This window comes from Methanobrevibacter sp. TLL-48-HuF1, from assembly GCF_023617305.1.
GTDB classification, from domain to species: Archaea; Methanobacteriota; Methanobacteria; order Methanobacteriales; family Methanobacteriaceae; genus Methanocatella; species Methanocatella intestini.
In genome coordinates, this window is sequence record NZ_CP081485.1 from 912,617 (window position 1) to 932,948 (window position 20,332).

Annotated in this window: 25 protein-coding genes; 13 read left to right on the forward strand and 12 right to left on the reverse strand. The window is 31.5% G+C overall.

The window, feature by feature from the left end; genetic code table 11:
• The first annotated feature begins 134 nt into the window (after positions 1-134).
• The 8 genes from K4897_RS04415 (at position 135) to K4897_RS04450 (ending at position 5,594) form a co-directional block, all read left to right on the forward strand.
• Positions 135-746, forward strand: coding sequence for a queuosine precursor transporter (locus K4897_RS04415; protein WP_250416903.1), 612 nt, complete (start codon positions 135-137; stop codon positions 744-746).
• 186 nt (positions 747-932) lie between these two features.
• The gene (locus K4897_RS04420) at positions 933-2,003 is read left to right on the forward strand and encodes an NAD(P)-dependent alcohol dehydrogenase (RefSeq protein ID WP_250416905.1); all 1,071 of its coding nucleotides are present in this window, start codon (positions 933-935) and stop codon (positions 2,001-2,003) included.
• Positions 2,004-2,050: 47 nt separating this feature from the next.
• On the forward strand, positions 2,051-2,347 hold the full coding sequence (locus tag K4897_RS04425) for a putative quinol monooxygenase (protein WP_019265265.1): 297 nt from the start codon (positions 2,051-2,053) through the stop codon (positions 2,345-2,347).
• 194 nt (positions 2,348-2,541) lie between these two features.
• On the forward strand, positions 2,542-2,838 hold the full coding sequence (locus tag K4897_RS04430) for a 50S ribosomal protein L21e (RefSeq protein ID WP_019265264.1): 297 nt from the start codon (positions 2,542-2,544) through the stop codon (positions 2,836-2,838).
• Between the two features lie 10 nt (positions 2,839-2,848).
• Positions 2,849-3,193 carry an RNA polymerase Rpb4 family protein gene (locus K4897_RS04435; protein WP_019266922.1) on the forward strand — a complete coding sequence of 115 codons (345 nt, stop codon included), beginning with the start codon at positions 2,849-2,851 and terminating at the stop codon, positions 3,191-3,193.
• Between the two features lie 244 nt (positions 3,194-3,437).
• Entirely contained in the window at positions 3,438-4,085 is a 648-nt protein-coding gene (locus tag K4897_RS04440; protein ID WP_019265262.1) for a DUF655 domain-containing protein, read from the forward strand.
• A gap of 9 nt (positions 4,086-4,094) precedes the next feature.
• A complete protein-coding gene (gene rsmA, locus K4897_RS04445) occupies positions 4,095-5,006 on the forward strand; it encodes a 16S rRNA (adenine(1518)-N(6)/adenine(1519)-N(6))-dimethyltransferase RsmA (protein WP_250416907.1) in 912 nt (303 codons plus the stop codon).
• A gap of 6 nt (positions 5,007-5,012) precedes the next feature.
• Positions 5,013-5,594, forward strand: a complete 582-nt coding sequence (locus K4897_RS04450; protein ID WP_250416908.1) for a HemK2/MTQ2 family protein methyltransferase — start codon at positions 5,013-5,015, stop codon at positions 5,592-5,594.
• Positions 5,595-5,611: 17 nt separating this feature from the next.
• On the opposite strand, the gene dapF is transcribed toward K4897_RS04450, so the two are convergent.
• The 3 genes from dapF to K4897_RS04465 all read right to left on the reverse strand — a co-directional run bounded on the left by dapF (position 5,612) and on the right by K4897_RS04465 (position 8,929).
• Positions 5,612-6,472 carry a diaminopimelate epimerase gene (dapF, locus tag K4897_RS04455; protein ID WP_250416910.1) on the reverse strand — a complete coding sequence of 287 codons (861 nt, stop codon included), beginning with the start codon at positions 6,470-6,472 and terminating at the stop codon, positions 5,612-5,614.
• Between the two features lie 8 nt (positions 6,473-6,480).
• The gene (gene lysA / locus K4897_RS04460) at positions 6,481-7,764 is read right to left on the reverse strand and encodes a diaminopimelate decarboxylase (RefSeq protein WP_250416912.1); all 1,284 of its coding nucleotides are present in this window, start codon (positions 7,762-7,764) and stop codon (positions 6,481-6,483) included.
• 88 nt (positions 7,765-7,852) lie between these two features.
• Positions 7,853-8,929 carry an acyltransferase gene (locus K4897_RS04465; protein WP_250416914.1) on the reverse strand — a complete coding sequence of 359 codons (1,077 nt, stop codon included), beginning with the start codon at positions 8,927-8,929 and terminating at the stop codon, positions 7,853-7,855.
• Positions 8,930-9,091: 162 nt separating this feature from the next.
• On the opposite strand from K4897_RS04465, the gene K4897_RS04470 reads away from it, so the two are divergent.
• Positions 9,092-9,496, forward strand: coding sequence for an NUDIX domain-containing protein (locus K4897_RS04470; RefSeq protein ID WP_019265256.1), 405 nt, complete (start codon positions 9,092-9,094; stop codon positions 9,494-9,496).
• On the opposite strand, the gene K4897_RS04475 is transcribed toward K4897_RS04470, so the two are convergent.
• Positions 9,493-10,659: an acetylornithine transaminase gene (locus K4897_RS04475; RefSeq protein WP_019266918.1), complete on the reverse strand. Its 1,167-nt coding sequence runs from the start codon at positions 10,657-10,659 to the stop codon at positions 9,493-9,495. The genes K4897_RS04470 and K4897_RS04475 overlap by 4 nt on opposite strands.
• 74 nt (positions 10,660-10,733) lie before the next feature.
• On the opposite strand from K4897_RS04475, the gene K4897_RS04480 reads away from it, so the two are divergent.
• Positions 10,734-11,168 (forward strand): peptidylprolyl isomerase, encoded by a 435-nt coding sequence (locus tag K4897_RS04480; protein WP_019265254.1) that lies wholly within the window; start codon positions 10,734-10,736, stop codon positions 11,166-11,168.
• Between the two features lie 10 nt (positions 11,169-11,178).
• On the opposite strand, the gene K4897_RS04485 is transcribed toward K4897_RS04480, so the two are convergent.
• From K4897_RS04485 to K4897_RS04520, 8 genes are all read right to left on the reverse strand, one after another.
• A complete protein-coding gene (locus K4897_RS04485; protein WP_250416916.1) occupies positions 11,179-12,558 on the reverse strand; it encodes an MFS transporter in 1,380 nt (459 codons plus the stop codon).
• 3 nt (positions 12,559-12,561) lie between these two features.
• Positions 12,562-12,912, reverse strand: a complete 351-nt coding sequence (locus K4897_RS04490; protein ID WP_250416918.1) for a VOC family protein — start codon at positions 12,910-12,912, stop codon at positions 12,562-12,564.
• A 4-nt stretch (positions 12,913-12,916) separates the two neighbouring features.
• Positions 12,917-13,852 (reverse strand): DNA glycosylase, encoded by a 936-nt coding sequence (locus tag K4897_RS04495; protein WP_250416919.1) that lies wholly within the window; start codon positions 13,850-13,852, stop codon positions 12,917-12,919.
• Entirely contained in the window at positions 13,849-14,673 is an 825-nt protein-coding gene (gene hisF / locus K4897_RS04500) for an imidazole glycerol phosphate synthase subunit HisF (protein ID WP_019265250.1), read from the reverse strand. Before hisF ends, K4897_RS04495 begins: the two co-directional genes overlap by 4 nt.
• A gap of 65 nt (positions 14,674-14,738) precedes the next feature.
• The gene (locus K4897_RS04505; RefSeq protein ID WP_004032550.1) at positions 14,739-14,900 is read right to left on the reverse strand and encodes a preprotein translocase subunit Sec61beta; all 162 of its coding nucleotides are present in this window, start codon (positions 14,898-14,900) and stop codon (positions 14,739-14,741) included.
• Between the two features lie 69 nt (positions 14,901-14,969).
• Positions 14,970-15,437, reverse strand: coding sequence for a cyclic pyranopterin monophosphate synthase MoaC (moaC, locus tag K4897_RS04510; RefSeq protein WP_019266914.1), 468 nt, complete (start codon positions 15,435-15,437; stop codon positions 14,970-14,972).
• 11 nt (positions 15,438-15,448) lie between these two features.
• Positions 15,449-16,663, reverse strand: coding sequence for a tRNA pseudouridine(54/55) synthase Pus10 (locus K4897_RS04515; RefSeq protein ID WP_250416921.1), 1,215 nt, complete (start codon positions 16,661-16,663; stop codon positions 15,449-15,451).
• Positions 16,660-18,003 (reverse strand): signal recognition particle protein Srp54, encoded by a 1,344-nt coding sequence (locus K4897_RS04520; protein WP_019265247.1) that lies wholly within the window; start codon positions 18,001-18,003, stop codon positions 16,660-16,662. Before K4897_RS04520 ends, K4897_RS04515 begins: the two co-directional genes overlap by 4 nt.
• 104 nt (positions 18,004-18,107) lie before the next feature.
• On the opposite strand from K4897_RS04520, the gene hpt reads away from it, so the two are divergent.
• The 3 genes from hpt (at position 18,108) to K4897_RS04535 (ending at position 20,324) form a co-directional block, all read left to right on the forward strand.
• Entirely contained in the window at positions 18,108-18,677 is a 570-nt protein-coding gene (hpt, locus tag K4897_RS04525) for a hypoxanthine/guanine phosphoribosyltransferase (protein ID WP_019265246.1), read from the forward strand.
• 1 nt (position 18,678) lies between these two features.
• On the forward strand, positions 18,679-19,683 hold the full coding sequence (dph2, locus tag K4897_RS04530; RefSeq protein WP_019265245.1) for a diphthamide biosynthesis enzyme Dph2: 1,005 nt from the start codon (positions 18,679-18,681) through the stop codon (positions 19,681-19,683).
• Positions 19,684-19,751: 68 nt separating this feature from the next.
• The gene (locus K4897_RS04535; protein WP_019265244.1) at positions 19,752-20,324 is read left to right on the forward strand and encodes an exosome complex RNA-binding protein Csl4; all 573 of its coding nucleotides are present in this window, start codon (positions 19,752-19,754) and stop codon (positions 20,322-20,324) included.
• Positions 20,325-20,332 lie beyond the last annotated feature (8 nt).

The window sequence follows — 20,332 nt, forward strand, 5'->3', positions numbered from 1 at the left end:
TAAAAAAACCATCACACCATCCTATTTTTTATCAGAACCTTATTATATGAAATCTTCCAGAAATAATACATATTGTTTAAAAATTAGGAGGAATTTCTATAAATTTAAATATAAATTATTTTGAAAAGAAAATAATGTTAATCGCAATATTCTGTGTGGCTTTTGTTACAACAAATATTGTTACTGTAAAAATTTTAGACTTAGGTTTCTGGGGACTTACAGTTCCATGCGGCGTAATAATTTATCCGTTAGTATTCATTCTTACATCAGTAATAGCTGATACATATGGAGAATCAACAGCACAAAAAACTATTCTTTTTGGAGTAGTATGTAACTTGCTTTTCGTTGTTGTTTCAACAATTGCATTAATGCTGCCTGCAGCTGGTTTCTGGGAAGGACAGGACAGCTTTGTATACATATTTTCACAAACACCAAGAATGTTGATTGCATCTTTTATTTCATATATTATTGGTAACTTTGTAAATGCTAAATTAACCCATATGATTAAAGAAAGATCCGAAGACGGAAATGTCGGATATAAATCTATTGGAGCTATTGCCATTGGTGAAATATTAGACAATACAATATTCATATCATTAGCATTTGCATTTACTGTAAGTTGGGCAAATATTGCAATAATGATTCTTGTTCATTTCACTATAATGTTCATTTGGACATTTGTAGCACAACCTATCACAGTTAAAGTTACCAAATGGGCTAAAAAAGGTGAACCAATAACTGCTTAATTAAGAAAGATTACTTTAAATCTTTCTAACTCTTTTTTTAATATCAATAGTAAACAATATATAGTTCATAAATCATACTAATAAACATAGTCTTATTAAAATTACAATTGGTGACATATTTAACTACTATTTTTTTAAATTTCCTAACCAACATCCAATTGATAAAAAAGACTATTGAGGGATTTTATGGCAACATTTAAAGGATTTGCAATGAAAAAACTAAATGAAACTGGTTGGGTTGAAAAAGAAGTCCCGGAATGTGGACCATTAGACGCAATTGTAAGACCAACATGTGTCTCTCCTTGTACTTCCGATATACATACCGTATGGGAAGGAGCTATCGGAGATAGAAAAGACATGGTCTTAGGTCATGAAGCAGTCGGTATTGTTGAAGAAGTTGGCAGCTTAGTGAAAAATATCAAAGTAGGAGACAAAGTAATTGTACCTGCTATTACTCCAGACTGGGATGATGAAGCTGCCCAAAGAGGTTATCCTTCACAAACTACAGAACCATTAGGCGGATGGAAATTTTCAAATTTCAAAGACGGTGTTTTTGGAGAAAGATTCCATGTCAATTTAGCTGATGCTAACTTAGCCCTAATGCCTGAAGGATTAAGTGATGAAGCTGCAGTAATGCTTGTAGATATGTGGTCTACCGGTATGATGGGATCTGAAAATGCAAATATACCATTAGGAGGAAGTGTATTAGTAATTGGAATCGGTGCTGTAGGACTTTCAGCAATTGCCGGTGCTGCCCTTTTAGGTGCTGCAGATATTTACGCTGCAGGAACCCGTCCTATTTCAGTAAAAGTTGCTAAAGAATACGGAGCTACAGAAATTATTAACTACAGAGAAGCTCCAATTGATGAACAGGTTAGAGAAGCTACAGACGGAGCAGGTGTTGACTCTGTAATTATTGCAGGAGGAAACTTAACAAACACCTGGAAAGAAGCTGTAGCCAGTACAAAAGCCGGAGGAACAATATCAAATGTAAACTACTTAAGTGGAGCAGATGATGTTTTAATCCCTAGAGTAGAGTGGGGCTGTGGTATGTCTAATATAAATATCACAAACGGATTATGTCCTGGTGGACGTGTAAGAATGGAGAGATTAGCTCGCCTTGCACTTACAAACCGTGCAGACCCTGAACTCTTAGTTACCCACAGGTTTAAAGGTCTTGAAAAAATTGAAGATGCTTTATACCTGATGAAAGACAAACCAAAAGACTTGATTAAACCAATCGTAAAGATAGATTAAAGTAATGATTAATTTCATTACTTTTTCCTTTTAAAGGAGGATTGAAAATGATAATCGTTCAGGCAAAAGCAATCCCTAAAGATGAAACATCAAAAAACAGAATTATCAAAGCTGCTGAAAATTTAATTGAAAAGTCAAAATCAGAAAATGGAAATATTAACTATAACTTATATTCAAGTGTTCAAGAGGACACCTTACTTTTTGTAGAACAATGGGAAAATCTGGATATATTAAAAGCACACCTCCAAACAGAGCATTTTAATCAATTTGGAGCAGATATTGATGGTCTTTTAAAAGAAGATTTAGAAATTAATGTATTTACAGCAGAAAATATTGAACTTTAATGTGTTACTTCAAATCCAAAAAACTAAAAGTATATTAATATCTTTATAGAAATAATTTAATATTATCAAATAAGTGATAATATTTTTATAATTTTTATATTCTGTGTTACTAGTATTATGGGCATTTTATACTAGGTAGCTGATAACATGGATTCATTTACCCAGTGCATTAATATATAAAAGAGGTTATTTAAATGCAAAGATCAAGAGGATTTAGAAGTAAATCAAGAAGAAAAATGACTAAAGTAGTAAGAGAAGGTAGGTCTAACCCAATTACCAACAGACTTCAAAAATTTGAAGAAGGAGACTTAGTTCACATTACTATCAACCCAAGTATCCAAAAAGGTCAACCACATCCAAGATTCCATGGAAAAACTGGTAAAATCACTGATAAAAAAGGAAAAGCTTACATTGTTTCATTAACTGATGGAAACAAAGCAAAAGAATTAATTATCAGACCTGATCACTTAAAATTACAAACAAGCCAATAAACTGATAACTATGATTGGGAAAAAAATAATTGAGAGCAAACCAATTCAAAGTGTAAAAGTTAAAGAAGCTCTCGAAGAATTTTCACAAGAAAATGAATTAAATTACGAACAAAATATCACTTTAAATCATCTTTCAAGATTTAAAAGATACTCTGTTGAAGACAGCGAAAAAATAATATCTGAACTTGAAGATAAAATTGGTTTAAGGCAAAAAGTAGCTGTTCGCATCGTTGATTTAATTCCACAAGATTTATCTGATTTAAGATTAATATTTGCTAAAGAAGCTACACACATTGAAAAAGAGCAAATGGAAGATATTCTTGAAATCTTAGATCAATATACCATCATTGAATAGTTTTTAAACTATTCTTCTTTTTTTATTTTTAAAAAATAATCACATCACTATTTTTAGATATGTTTATTTAAGTTAACAATTAAAACATATAATTATAGTTTATTAAATTGGCAAATAAAACTTTAAGAAAAAATGAATTGTAAACTATTAAAACAATTAATATTTCCTTACTAACAATTAATCGTTAATGTAAGAAAATTCCATCCTCCATGAGGACGGAGTAATTCAAACGTGAAGTGATAAAATGGAAACAAAAAACAAAAAACAAAAAATACCAGCAGCAACTGAAGAACATGCTGTTATATTGGATTATCTTAGTTTAGGATATGTAAACTCAGATATGTCTAAATTTAAAGGTAAAGCTATTGCTCAAGCTATTGGTACCGACTATTTCACTTTGCTAGAATTAGTTCCTAAAAGAGGAGTTGATTTAGAAATTCAAGACACAGTATATATTGGAAAAGGAAAAAGAGACCAAATATATAAAGTTCTTGGAAAATTAGACTATGAAAACTTAACTGCAACTAGCAGAATCGAGTTAGAATATAGTATACGCGAAATAGTTAATAATAACGAAGAAAAATTTGTTGATTTCTTTAATACTGCAGGTGCAATTAGTACCCGACTTCACAAATTAGAATTGATTCCCGGAATTGGTAAAAAATATATGTGGGAAATTGTTGAAGCTAGAAAAGAAAAACCATTTGAAAGCTTTGAAGACATAACTACAAGAATACCTTCATTAAATAATCCTGCTGAAATGATTGTAAATAGAGTAAAACAAGAACTAGATACAACAACAGCTAAAAAAGGTAAGAAAAAATATTACCTATTCACTCCAATTCCAAAAACTCAAAAGAAACACAGAAATAATAGGAATCAAAGAAAGTAAGTGATAACCTTGAATAGTGATGCTGCTTCCACTTCATTATCTAAAACAACAAAATCTATCCTTAATGAATATGGGATAAAATTAAATAAAAATCTCGGACAAAACTATCTGATTGATAGAAATAAACGAGATCAGATTATCCAATTCGGTAATCTTACAAAAGATGATATTGTATTAGAAATAGGTCCTGGAATTGGCACACTAACAATAGAACTTGCCAAACGAGTTAAAAAAGTAATAGCTATTGAACAAGATTCTAATATTTGCCAGATATTAGAAAATCGATTGAAAAACGAAAATATAGATAATGTAGAATTAATCAATGATGATGCATTAAATGTGGACTTTCCAAAATTTAACAAAATCATCTCAAATCTACCTTATCAAATTTCATCACCAATTACATTTAAATTTCTAAATTATGACTTCCAGCTAGCTATTTTAATGTACCAAAAAGAATTTGCCTCTAGAATGAATGGAAAAGTAGGAAGCAAAGATTATTCCAGACTTTCAGCTATGTTATATTTTAAATGCGATGTTGATTTATTAGCTAGTGTAAGTGCTGAAAGTTTTATTCCAAAGCCAAAAGTTGATTCTGCAATTGTCAAATTAACTCCAAAACTTCCCGAATTAAACGGGCAATTAAAACACTTAAATATTAATGAAATAAATGAAAATGATTTTAAAACTTATTCCAAATTTGTAAAAGCCCTGTTCCAGCATAGAAATAAAAAAGTTAAAAATGCTTTAATTGATTCCAGACACATTATATCTGATTTAGATAAAAAAGAAGTGAAAGCTAAATTAAATTCAATTAAACAAAATAAAATTGAAAAACTTTTATCTGAAAGAATAACTAATTTGACACCTGAAGAAATACTTTATCTTTCAATACACTTAAATTCTGCATTAAAGGAGTAATTTAAAATGGATAATTTTATAATAGATACTGCTGAAACTGTTTACACTCCCGCTGAAGACAGCTATATGTTAGCTGAAAATCTTTTAATTAAAGATGGTCAAAGTGTCCTGGAAATTGGAACAGGATCTGGAATAGTAGCCATGTATGCTTCAAAACTAACCAGTAAAGTTACAGCTACAGATATTAATTATGATGCATTAGAATTAGCTAGTAAGAATTTTAAAGCTAATAATATAGAAAATATTGAATTATTGTTCGGCAATCTATTTGAACCTGTAAAAGATAGAAAGTTCGATGTAATTTTATTTAATACTCCATATCTGCCTACTGAAAATGATGAAGTTCTTGATGATAATTTAAATTATGCATTTGATGGCGGATTAGATGGTAGAAAAGTCATCGATCTTTTTTTAAATGAAGTAAAAAATCACTTAAATGATGGTGGAATCGTCCAGCTAATTCAGTCTTCACTTTGCGGCAATGACAAAACATTAGATATTCTGGATAAACAGGGTTTTGTAGCAGAAATAGCTGTTAGTGAACACTTCTTTTTTGAAGATGTTGTGCTGATTAATGGTTATTTATAAAAAAAGTAAAAGAGAAATTATTGAATTTCTCCATCAAATACTAATTGAGCAGGACCTTCCATAAAAGCTCCTAATTCCCCTTCTTTTTCATAGACATTAAATTTCAAGTCTCCACCAGGAAGATGCAATAAAACTTCACTATCAAAAAGACCTAATTTAAATCCTGAAATAGCTGTTGAAGTAGCTCCAGTTCCACAAGCTAGTGTAACTCCTGCTCCACGTTCCCAGGTAAGCATTTTTCCTTCATTTTTAGAAATCACTTCAACAAAATGAACATTGATTTTTTCAGGGAAAGCTTCATGTGTTTCAATAGCAGGACCATATTTGTCTATGTCAATTTCATCAATATTGTCAACGAAAATAATTGCATGAGGATTACCTACACTAATGGCTGTTGTATTGAATGTTGTATCTAATACTTCCAATGGAGAGTCTAAAAATTCTTCCATATCTGATGCCATTGGAATTTCAGGAGTTTTAAAAGTAGATGTTCCCATGTCAACCTTAAATAATGCCGGTTCATCATTTTCTAATGTAATTTCAATTGTTTTAATTCCGGATTTTGTTTCTACAGTCATTTTTTCCTGTTTTAAAATACCTTTTCTGTATACAAAATCACCAAAACATCTAATACCATTACCGCACATTTCAGCTTCGCTTCCATCAGGATTAAACATTCTGTACCCAATATCAGCTACATCAGAAGGAGTTACAAATAATACTCCATCCCCACCTACACCGAAATGTCTGTGGCATAAAAACCTGCATGCTTCAGCTTTATCTGCTTCAGGTATTACTTCTCCAGCACTTTCATCAATTATCGGAAAATCATTACCGATTCCATGCATTTTAGAGAATTTTAATCCTTTTAAATCCATCTTTTCACCTATTGCAAGTAATCAGGAATTATCTGTTTGTTGAATAAATCTTCAAAACTTTCTCTTTCACGGGTTAAGAAACATTCGCCATCTTTAACAAGAACTTCAGATGCTTTTGGTCTTGAATTGTAGTTTGAAGACATGGTAAATCCATATGCACCTGCATTAAGAATAGCTAATAAGTCCCCTTCTTCAACATCAGGCATTGGTCTGTCTCTTGCAAATAAATCTCCTGATTCACATACATTTCCTGCAATATCCACTTCCTGAGTGTTTGGTGCATCCATTTTATTAGCTACTACAATATGATGGTATGAATCATACATTGCAGGTCTGAGTAAGGTATGGAATCCTGAATCTACACCTAAAAATTTTCTGTAACTTTGTTTTACACTGTTTACACGAGTTAAAAGCACGCTTGCATCACCTACCAAATACCTTCCAGGTTCAAGATACATTGTTGGTTTACCTAAATCATGCTCTTCCAATTTAGATTTGAATAATTCAATGTTTTCTTTTGCAAACATATCAATATCTACAATGTTTTCTTCAGGAGTGTATGGAATTCCAACTCCTCCTCCGAAATCTATAAAATCAAAATCTACACCAGCTTCATCGTGAACTTTTCCTGCAATATCTATTGTTGATTCAATAGCTAATTTAAATGGTTCCGGATCTAAAATTCCTGAACCTATGTGGGAGTGCATACCTACTGGAGTAAAACCTAAATCTTCTGCAAACTGATATACTTCTGCAGCTTCATTATCCATAATACCGAATTTACTCATTACTCCCCCTGTAATACAGTGATCATGATGACCTGCACCAACCATCGGATTTACTCTAAATGATATTTTAAATCCTTCAGGATCAACAACTTCAGCTAATCTTTTTAATGCTGAAACTGAATCCAGGTTAAGAACTGCTCCTTGTTCAGCTACAAATTTTAATTCTTCAGTAGTTACATTGTTACCAGTGAACAATATCCTATCTCCAGAGAATCCTAATTTTTTAGAGGTGTATACTTCCCCAGGAGATACTGCATCAATACAGCATCCCTCACTTTCAAGAATTTTCATTACTGCTAAGTTAGTGTTGGCTTTACATGCATAATATACTTTAAAATCAGGATAATATTTTGAAAAGGCATTGTAGAATCTGTTATAATTATTCCTTATTCTGTTTTCATCTATGACATAAGTAGGAGTTCCAAACTCCTCAGCAATGTCACATGCATCAGCACCACCAATATCCAAGTGGTTTTTATCATTAATTTTAATATTTAAATCCATTTTGTAAAAACTCCTGTAATTTAAATTATTAATATTAATTTTTATTAGATATTGTATTTAAAATTAAGGAAGGAAAAAAATTTTCCGCTTAATCATAACCTATATATTTGGCAGGAACTCCCATTTCAATCAAACCTAAAATAATGACACAGCATAAAAATGCCAGAACAAATGTCAGTATTACAATTCCAACAAAATTATCTAAAAATGAAATATCCACAAATGTAGTTAATATAAGCAATAATGACTGGTTAAGCAAATAAACTCCGTAACATGCTCTACTAATTGTCATTACAGAATAATTGAACTTTTTGCTATTATGAATTCTTTTTAGAATCCTGTTGTTCTGGAGCTTTGGATCATTTAAATATTTAATCATTACAAACACTCCTGCCGCCTGCAGGATAGCTACCACACTTACATCTACATAGTTTTCTGTAAGGAAATTATAATGATGCAGGAATATTGTTTTCTGAATTCCATTTACAAATATATCAAAATTTATCATATAAGCTGTTGTTATTAAAAATATGATAAATCCAACTAAAATCAGCCATTTGGATTTTACATTGAATTTATGATTTTCCAAATAATATCCCAGAAACATGTAAAGGATAGGGCCTATGAAGAAAGTTAGATTAAAATAGGTTGGAGACCCGATATATGCAATTAGTTGATAGATAAGTGATGCAGATATTGCAAGGATAAGGAAATATTTTGCACCTTTTAATTTTGTTGACCTAACATAAGGGGAAAATATAGGTAAAGACAGGTAAAGCCCAAGTAACATCCATGCATACCAATGCTGAGTCATGAATTTAGATGCAAAATAAGCTACACATCCAAAGCTAAAGCTAAGCTTGCCTGCAGATGCCGTCATAAGTAAAGCCAGTAATGTATTCCAAATTAAAAAAGGAATGAAAATCCTTAGAAAATCCGTTTTAATAAATGTTTCAATATCTGAGTAATCCCTGTCAATCATTAACAAACCTAAAAGCATGAGAAATATTGGAACACCGAATCCGAAAGTCGTAAAAACAACATATTCCTGTAAATTTCCTACACTTTTATACTTAAAAACCATAGCTACGTTTATTGCAATTAAGAAAAGTATACTGACTGCCCTTAATTGATCAACATATATTATTCTTTCACCAATTTCCATTGAACTTTACCCTCTTTAAAGTTGAACTATTAACTAATAATTAGTTATAAAATTTAATATATTATAAACATTACTCTTGAAATGATACTAAAAATGAACATAACAGATAAATCAAAATAATTAAATATCACCGTGGCAAACAGTAAAGCAGGTGGATTTAAAATGGACAAACCATATGGACTTACAATGAGAGGAATCGTTAAAAACAAAGATAATGAAATATTAATACTTAGAAGACATCCAAAATCCAGAACAAACCCTCACAAATGGGAATTGCCCGGAGGAAAAGTAGATCCCGGAGAATTTTTCGACGAAGCATTAGTACGTGAAATAAAAGAAGAAACTAATTTAGATGGAGCAGTTGGTGACTTTTATGAAGCAATACAAGATGATTATGTCCATAAAAGAACTGTTCAAGTTATTATGTATTTAAAAAATATCACAGGAAATGTAGCTATCAGTGATGAACATGATGACTGGATGTGGGCTAATTTAGAAAAAATAAAAACATTGGAATTGTCAACAGCATTTGAGAAAGTTTTAAAAAAGAAAAATTGGAAAATTTAAAGAGCTTTATCTAAAGCTTCAACAAATTTATCAATTTCATCTTCAGTAATTATGAGAGGGGGAACAAATCTTAATACATTGCCTGCAGTACAGTTAATTAAGAATCCCATTTCTCTTAATTTATCAACATAAGCAGCACCATTTTCAGACAATTCAACACCAATCATCAATCCGTGTCCCCTAACATCAACTATTTTATCGTGTTTTCCTTTTAATTCATTTAATTTATCTTTAAAGTAAGCTCCAACTTTTTTGGAGTTTTCCAATAAACCTTCATCCAGAATAGTATCTAAAACAGAATTGGCTGCAGCACATACTAAAGGGCCACCGCCAAAAGTAGTTCCATGATCACCAGGTACAAAACCACTAGCTACTTTTTCAGTTGCAAGAAATGCTCCCATAGGAACTCCTCCTCCAACACCTTTAGCTATAGTCATAATATCTGCTTTTATATCAAAAAGTTCATGAGCAAATAATGTTCCGCATCTTCCAAAACCAGTCTGAACTTCATCTAAAATCAAAAGAATATCATTTTCAGCACAGATTTTAGTTATTTCATCAAAATACTCTTTGGACGGAACATTTACCCCTCCTTCTCCCTGAATTGGTTCAACCATAATTGCTGCAGTTTCATCACTTATAGCTTCTTTAATAGCTTCAATATCATTATATGGAACTTCAATAAATCCCTGTGGGAGATTTTTTAAATAAGGCTCTTTGTATTCTTCATGACCTGTAGCAGCTAATGTCAGTAAAGTTCTTCCGTGAAAAGAGTCTTTAGCTGTAATAATTTCACTTTTGCCGGTGTATTTTAAAGCTAATTTAATAGCTCCTTCATTAGCTTCTGCTCCACTGTTTGCGTAGAATATTCTGTCAAATTCTGTTAAAGGAAGTAATTTTTTAGCATATTCAATAGCTGGCTCATTATAATAAATGTTTGAAACATGAATAAGCTTTTCAACTTGGCCTTGAAGTGCATTAACTAATTTAGGATGTGCATGTCCTAAAGCATTTACAGCAATTCCTGCAAACATATCAATATATTCATTTCCATCTTTATCCCATACTTTTACACCTTTACCATGGTCTAAAACAATTGGTTGTCTTGTAAAAGTGTTAATAAAATATTTATCTTCAGCTTCAATAAGTTCATTTGTGTTCATAAAATACTTCCATAAAATACTTATATTAACTATATTTATAGTATTAATGATATTTAAAATTTAAAAGTGATAAAATGAAAGTTGCAATAATTGAAACTGAAAAAGGAACAATTGAATTAGAATTATTCGAAAAAGATGCTCCAAATACTGTAGCTAACTTTGAAAAACTTATAAACGAAGGATTTTATGACGGATTAACTTTCCACAGAGTAATACCAGATTTTGTAATTCAAGGAGGATGTCCTAACGGTAACGGTACTGGAGGACCTGGCTACACCATTAAATGTGAAACCGAAGGAAACCCAAACAAACATGGAACCGGTGCACTTTCAATGGCTCATGCAGGAAAAGATACTGGAGGAAGCCAATTTTTCATTACCCATTCACCGCAACCACACTTAGATGGAGTACACACTGTATTTGGCCATGTTATTGGTGACGGTATGGATGTTGTAAATAAAATCCAACAAGGAGACAAAATGCTCCATTTATATGTTGAAGAAAGATAGTTATTTCTAACTATCCTTTTACTATTTTTTTAGATTTAATTCCAATTAAAGAAGCAAATACTGAAACTATACATAACACCATACAAATAAAACAGGTTATTTGAGAACTGGCTATCAGTAATGAGAAATATTTAGGAATTATAGGAACATTACCCATCACAAAAGCAAATACTAATGTAAGCATTCCCATACTCATTGACTGACCAATAACTCTCATTGTAGAGACTGAAGCAGAAGCTGTAGGAGTATCTTTTGGCGGAACTGCTCCCATAATTGCACTGGTATTTGGAGAAGAAAATATTCCGAAACCTAAACCTTCCAAAGCTAGGGCAAATATCAATAACCATAATGGAGTACTGGAATCCAACATGGCAAGCAATCCAATAGCTACAGCAGCGATTCCAATTCCAAGTGCAGATAGTTTTTGAGGATTTACCTTATCAGAAAGTTTTCCGGCATAAGGAGCAACAATTACCTGAATCAGAGGTGCTGCAAGGAGAAATATACCTGCAAGTTGTGAATCAAAGCCTCTAATATACTGCAAATGATAATTGACAATTGTAACAAGTGAAAAAGATGCTAAATATGCACATACTGCTGCGAAATTAGCTGATGCAAATTCAGAATTTTTAAATAATTTAACATCAAATACAGGATATTTCACTTTCAGTTCAATAGCTACAAATATAGCTAATGTAATCAATCCTAAAACTGTTAAAATAACACCTAATGTTTCATTCAATATTGTAAATCCATAAATAAACAATACAATACCGATACTATAAACTGCAGAACCTTTCCAGTCTATAGAAGTATCTTTTAAAGAATTCCATTCCTTATTTACTTTTGTAATCAACAGCACAAGAATCAGTACCAAAAATGGAATTGTAAATACGAATATTGATCTCCATCCTACAGTATGATTTAAAAATCCTCCAATAACCGGAGATAATGAAGTAGCTAAATAAACACCAGTAACAGTAATTCCAATAGCTTTACCACGTTCTTGAGGTTTAAATGCAGATACAACCAAAGCCATAGATGCAACACTTAAAAATGCCCCTCCAATTCCCTGAATTATACGGGAAATAAAAAATATTTCACTAGACATTGAAAAAATAGCTACAACTGCACCAATAATATATAAAAGAGTTGCCACAACCATAGACTTTTTAAGACCATATTTTCCTGAAATTTGTCCAACTGGAACTGTAAAAATTGCAATAACAAAGAAAAATACCATTGTTACCCAATTCTGAAGAATATTATTCATTGAAAATTCACTGGCTATACTGGGAACAGCAATTGTTAAAGCAGATGATAAAAAAACCGTGAAAAATGATGATAAAGTAGCTATAATAAGAACTACATTTTCTAATTTAAGATTCATTTTCTAAGCTCCGTGCTGAATTAGAACTATATTAACACCATTCGGGTCAATAACCCTTGCCATGATTCCAACAGATATTCTGGTAGGTTCCATGGCTATTTCAACATTGTTTTTCCTGAAATTTTCCATTTCCTTATGGATATCTTCAACATCCAAACCTACAGAATAAAAACCTGTTTTAAATGTGCTGTTCTGTATTAATTCAAAACCCGTTTCATCTCCGTTGCTAAGCAGTACAATTTTTCCGCCGGGCAAATCAAATACATCATCAACTTCAAAACCTAAAACTTCTGTATAGAACTCAATAGACTTATCCATATCATCTACAATAATCGTAACATACTTTATCTTCATAGCATCACCTCCCCTTAAGTTTTTTCATTAAACCAGACATTCTGGCATAATGGAATAAATATAATTGAACATATCCTGCATAATCTCCAAATTCTTCCATGCCAAATTCCCTTATTTTAGAAACATCAACATCATTACCATCAAAATAAAGATAAGAAACTATACGTTTAATCCAAACATCACTGGGAAAAGCCTGTCTAAAATTAAAACCGTAAAGCAGTATGCAGTCAGCTACTTTAGGTCCAACACCAGGAACTTTCAGTATTGTGTTAAATGCCTCATCATAAGACATTTTTGAAATATCCTCCAGGTCCATTTCAAGTGTAAAAATTTCACTGGCTTTTTTCATGTATGGAGCTCTATATCCCACACCGCAGCTTTTTAAATTATTAATACATTCATCAGGATTATTCAGATTGCTGCAACATTCCAGCTCTTCTAAATCATCACAGTATACATTTTTAAGAGCAGAAACATCAGGAAATGTAAAATAGTCTTTTCCCAAATAAGTGAATTTATTTCCCCATGATTTTTTAATATCATCAATGGATTTTGTCCATCTGACTATTGAATTATTTGCAGAACATATTGAAGAAATTACACATTCAAATTTATCTTTAGCTAAAAATAATCTTAAATCTCTGCAAAAATTAGTCATGTCAGCTAATTCCGGCTGATTATTTAAATATTTATAAAATTTATTTAAATTGAAATCCAAATCAAAAATAGTCTTTATTTTATTGGTAGCTTCCTTATTAGAAATATCTCCAACAAAATCAAATTCCAAATTATTTCCTTCCTGTTTAACTTGAAATAAAACTGCATTATTATCCACTACAACAACATCAGAGTAAACATTACTTTCTAATTTCCAGGGAGGTTGAGATGTTTGGCCTGAATTTTGAGTTAAATTCAGGTCAACAGGAGCTTTAATTATCATAATCTCACAGAAATGTTATTTTCCTTTAAGTATTCTTTAACATCACTGATTGAATACTGGTTAAAATGAAAAATACTCGCTGCAAGAGCTGCACTAACATCAGTTTTTTGAAATACCTCTAAAATATGTGCCGGATTTCCTCCCCCACCACTAGCTATTACAGGAATATCAATTGCATCATTAATAGCTTTATTTAGAGCAATGTCATATCCTTCTTTAGTTCCGTCACCATCCATACTTGTTAAAAGAATTTCACCAGCGCCTAATTCCTGACATTTAGCTGCCCAGTCTATAGCATCCATACCAGTAAATTCCCTTCCGCCATAAATACTGCAATCAAACCAGCAGTATCCTTCATCAGTTTCTACAACATTTTTATCTGGAGCATCTGACGGATCATCTACATATCGTCTTTTTGCATCGATTCCAACAACAACAGCCTGAGAACCCACAACTTTAGAAGCTTCAGTAAGCAATTCCGGATTTTTAATAGCTGCAGTATTTGTAGAACATTTATCTGCCCCTGCTTTTAGCATTTTTGTATAATCTTCAACTTTTCTAATTCCCCCACCTACACAAATAGGTATGAAAACATTTTCAGTTAAACGATCAATTACATCAGCCATTGTCGCTCTTCTTTCATAAGATGCAGTAATATCTAAAATAACTATTTCATCAGCACCCATTTCATAGTAACGGGTAGCTAAATCTACAGGATTTCCAGCATATTTAATTTCTTTAAATTCCACACCTTTAACAACTCTTCCTTCAGGAACCTGTAAATCACAATCTAAACAAGGAATAATTCTTTTAGTTAACATTTAAATTACCTAAATATAAAAAAATAGCTTGTTTTTTTAAAAAAAACAAGAAAAAAGTCTGGATTTTATCCAGAGAATCTTAAAACAAAACAGAAAATAGCTAAAATAACTGTAATAACTATAACATGTTCAGGAGAAAGTTTTGGACCTACACTTTCTTCATCAAAATATCTTACTAAACCAGCACCAGTTTGAGGCATGCTAATTTTATCATTCTTTTTTGACATAATAAACTCCCTTCAAATTAATTTATAAAAATAATTGACTATATTTATTTTTTTCATAGTATATAAACTTTAGATTTTCTCTTTTTTAATTACGCAAATGTCACTTATTCTTGTATCAGGATACTGTCCGTTTTCATCTTTCTCAACTGCCTTAACCATGTCCCATATTGTAAGCAAACTAACACTTACACCAGTTAAAGCTTCCATTTCAACACCAGTTTTTCCTAATGTTTTAACACTGCATGTTGCAGTTATTTCAGTTGATTTAACATCAAAATCTATTTCAATCCCAGTTAAACTTAACGGATGACAGAGCGGAATAATTGAAGAAGTGCCTTTAACTGCCTGAATTCCAGCTATTTGAGCAGTAGTTAATACATTTCCTTTCTTAATTTCTTCATTTTGAATCATTTTAATGGTATTTTCATCTAAATGTATTTTTCCACTAGCTATAGCTAATCTTTTTTGATCCGGCTTTTGGCCAACTTCAACCATATGTACTCCACTGTCTGTAAGGTGTGTAAACTCTTTACCCATTATTATTTCTCCTATTTTTCACTTACTTCTACAACATCCAGCTGTTCACAAATAGATTTAACTCCTAAAACTTCGCCGACATTAGGTTCGGTTCTGTTTTCATCACCGGAAATTAATTCCTTAATATACAGACCGCCTTCTGTTTTAACAGTCATTTCAAAAGTAGTATCATCAATTATTTCGCAGGAAACATTATGAACATGCTTAATTCTTACTTTATCAGCTCTCCTATGAATTACTCTTAAAGGTGTTTGCTGATGAATTTCATCCAAATTGTTTAAAGTAGCTAATTTGTCCTTGTCATAAGGCTTATCGCATTTTACCAATGCTTTATAAATTTTATAAGCATCACTTGAAGATACTTTAATTTCTGCTTTTCTGTTCCGTTCACAGAATTTTAAATTATGATAAGCTGTTTTTCCCTCATTTATTTTATTTATTTTTTCTTCCAAAGCAGGCAAATCAATTTTTCTAATTTTAGGCTCTTTTATTTCAAGAACAAAAGGTCTTCCAGAACCCAACATCAATACATCAATGTCTTCACGACCCGCACCATGGAATTTAGCCTGCCAGCCATTTGTAGCTTCCAAAATATGCTCAGACAATAATTCTTCTACAGATTCGGCATATTGCTTGCCTGTAAAATTACATTCTTCACATCCTTTTCCATTACATTTGCTGCATGGCCATTTTGTTTGAGGAATTCCCCTGACTAATTTGTTATATTTCCCTTCAATAAAAAGAGGATTAATTTGAATTCTAACTTTAGGTTCTTTTCTTAAATCAACATTAATTACAATATCCTGTTTTTCAAATTCAACTTCCTTTTCTAAAGTTTTTTCAATTTCACGACCAATTATTCTATTTATTTCTTTTTTAATCGGTTCAACATCTAAATCAAATTTTTCACTTAATTCATCATCACGGGTTTTAATTTGCTTATCAATTCTGGATCCTACAAGAAAAGTATCAAATTCTATATCTAAAAAGTCAATTTTGTCATAAACTTTTTTAAACAGGTCATCGTTGATTTTATCAAATATATTACCACAAATCACACATTCTTCAGGCTCCTGGATTTCCAAATCTTCAAATATCTTTTCACCACGATTTATATTATCCCTGCCATCTACAATATGGGAAAGTTTACGCCCTAAACAGTGTTTGCAAATTTGACCGTCAGTTTCTGCTAATATTTTTTTGGCTAAATCATACATATTAATCATTTCATGAAGTGACCCATCATACGGTTCATTGAGCCATTACCAAAGCGTCCACGTTTTCCAATACCTTTCATAGTCTTTTTAGTATTGTTATAATATTTCAATAAGTCTCTGACTTCTGCTTCTTCAACACCTGAACCCATAGCTATTCTTTTAATACGTGACTGTTTAATTAACTTCGGATTTTCCATTTCCTTTTGAGTCATTGAGGACATTATGATTTTATATCCCTCAATTTTATCTTCCGTCATTTTAGATGCTTCTTTAGATACTTTATTTCCAAGTCCAGGAATCATACTTAAAACTTGCTGCATTGGCCCCATACTGTTCATCATTTCAAATTGGTTTTTCATATCCACCAATGTGAATTTACCGGACATCATGTTTTTCATGGTTTTTTCAGCCATGTCTTCATCAATGTTGTCTTCAGCTTTTTCTATAAGACTTTGAATATCACCCATTCCAAGCAATCTTGAAATAAACCTTTCAGGATCAAATAATTCAAAATCATCAATACGTTCACCAGTACCGACAAATTTAATTGGAGCACCAGTTTCAGCTACTGCAGACATTGCTCCCCCACCTTTAGCTGAACCGTCGAGTTTGGTAATAATTATAGAACCAACATCTGTTGCTTGTGAGAATGCTTTAGCCTGTTCACCAGCTTGCTGACCAATTGTTCCATCAATTACAAGAATAGATTCAGTCGGTTGGATAATATCATCCAAAGTATCCATTTCAGCAATTAAGTCTTCTTCCTGTTTATGTCTTCCTGCAGTATCAAAAATAATAACTTTCCTATTTTTAAACTCTTTTAAACCTTTTTGAGCTAAATCAAGAGCATCTTTATTGTCAGGATCTCCGTAAAGAGGCACTTGCATTTCTTCAGTTAATTGCCTTAATTGTTCATAAGCAGCAGGTCTCCATGTATCTGTACATACAACAGCAGGGTTGAAACCTTTTTTCTGTAAATATCTGCATAATTTACCAATAGTAGTTGTTTTACCACTACCTTGCAAACCTAAGAATAAAATTTTATAAGGTTTAACATCAATATCCAATCCTGCTGCGTCACCACCTAAAAGATTTACCATCTCTTCATAAATAATTGTTATAACATATTCCCTTGGAGTAATACCTTTCGGAGGTTCCTCTTCAAGAGCCCTACTTTCAATTTTTTTGGATAAATCTAAAACTAAAGCGATATTAACATCAGATTGAATTAAAGCACGTTGTATTTCTTTTACAACTTCTTTTATTGTTTTTTTATCAATAACTGACATCCCTACTAATTTTTTCATGGTTTTAGTAAGATTTTCACCTAAATTTCCAAGCATCGCCATAATATCACACGATTAAAATTAATTTTTTAAGAAAAATTTATATTAAATTTTATATTAAATATATATTATATTTAATTTAATTTTTAAATTTTTGTGTGAGATAAATGTTAGAAGAAGTTAAAAAATCTTTAGAAGCTTCTCCTATTGTTAAAAAAGGAGATTATAATTATTTTGTTAATCCTATAAGTGATGGAGTCCCAACTATGAAACCTTCAATGCTTCGTGAATTAGCAAATGTGGTGAAAGAACATGTTGATATGGATATTGATAAAATAGTTGCTATTGAAGCTATGGGAATACATTTAGCTACAGCTTTATCTTTAGCTACCGACATTCCATTTGTAATTATCCGTAAAAGACAATATGGACTTGAAGGAGAAAAAGAAATAAGTCAGAAAACAGGCTACGGATCTTCTAAATTATACATAAACGATTTAAAAGAAGGGGAAAAAATTCTTTTAATAGATGATGTTGTAAGTACTGGTGGAACCTTAATTTCAACTTTAAATGCGCTAAAAGAATTGAATATAGACATAAAAGCTGCAGTAGCTGTTATTGAAAAAGGTGAAGGTAAAAAATTAGTTGAAAAAGAAACTGGCATCCCAATATTTTCAGTTGTAAAATTAGATGTAATTGACGGCAAAGTAGTTATTGAAAAAACCATTGCAGATTAAAATGTCAATGTATAATATGGACTTGGACAAAGTCATAAGAAAAATCAATAAAAAAGGAGCAAGAACTGTAGGTCTTCAATTTCCGGAAGGCCTTAAAATGCAAGCTGTTAAAATAGCAAAAGCTATTGAATCACAAACTCAAGCAACAGTGATAATTTCTGGAGACCCATGTTTTGGAGCATGCGACGTTAGCGATTACAAAATGAAAGGTTCTGTTGATTTAATCGTTCATTATGGCCACACCCCCCTTCCATTAAAATATGAAGTACCAACATTATTCATAGAAGCTTTTTCTAATATTGATATCAAAAAAGACCTTGAAAAATGTCTTGAAAAGTTAGAAGACTATTCAAAAATAGCTCTTGTAACTACAACTCAACATCTACATTTGTTAAATGAAATTAAAGACTATTTAGAAGACAATGGCAAAGAGGTAGTTCTTGGATCATCTAAAAATACCAAAAAAGGACAGGTTTTAGGGTGTAATTTCTCATCAATTAAAAACTTAGATGCCGAAGTTTACTTATTTGTAGGTAGTGGAAATTTCCACCCTTTAGGAATCTATTTATTTACCAAATCACCAGTATTAGCCCTAGACCCATATAACAGTGAAATAAGAGATATAAGTGCTTTTGCAGACAGAATATTAAGAATCAGATTTGCAAGAATTACAAAAGCAAAAGAAGCTAAAAAATGGGGAATATTAGTTTCTTCCAAGGAAGGGCAGTACAGAATGAAACTAGCTAAAGAAATTAAGAAAATTCTGGAAGACAATAACATGGAAGCCTATATCATAATGGCAGACAATATAAATCCAGAGATATTATTACCTTATATGGAATTAGATGCATTTGTTGTTTCAGCTTGTCCAAGAATAGCCATTGATGATTCCCAAATGTATAAAAAACCATTATTAACACCACAGGAACTTGAAATAGTTTTAAACAAAAGACAATGGGAAAAGTACCAATTAGATGAAATTTTATTCCATGAAAGGTACAAATAGTTTTAAATATTAATAAAAATAAAATTATTATATTAATATTAATAATTCCTTATTTTGGTGATTTGATTATGAGTATAAAAAACGGGGCATTCGTAATGCCTGGAGATAAACTAGGGATAATTGAGCAATATTTACTTGGAAAAGGTACCTATGAAGATAACGGCGAGATTAAATCATCAGTATTAGGAAATGTTCAAATTGATTCAAAAATGAGGACTATTACTGTAAAAGCCAAATCTGGCCAACCAGCTCTTTTAAAAATAGGTGACACCGTTTACGGACAAATCACAGATATAAAAACTCAAAGAGCTAATGTAAATATTGATTGTTTAACAAATAGTAGTAGACCTTTAGCACTTCCATATATGGGTGCAATTCATATATCCCAAGCAAAATCAGGATATTTAGACAAATTAACAGATGCTTTTAGAATTGGAGACATTATAAAAGCAAAAGTAGTGAAAATTACTGGAGATAATGTTGATTTAGCTACAGTGGATGAAGATTGTGGAGTATTAAAAGCAATGTGTACTCGTTGCAGAGATTATATGAACACCACACAAAAAGAAAATGAAGTCCAATGTAGAACATGTAATAAAAAAGAAAAACGTGAAGTTTCTATAAATTATGTTAATAGCTAATTAAGGTT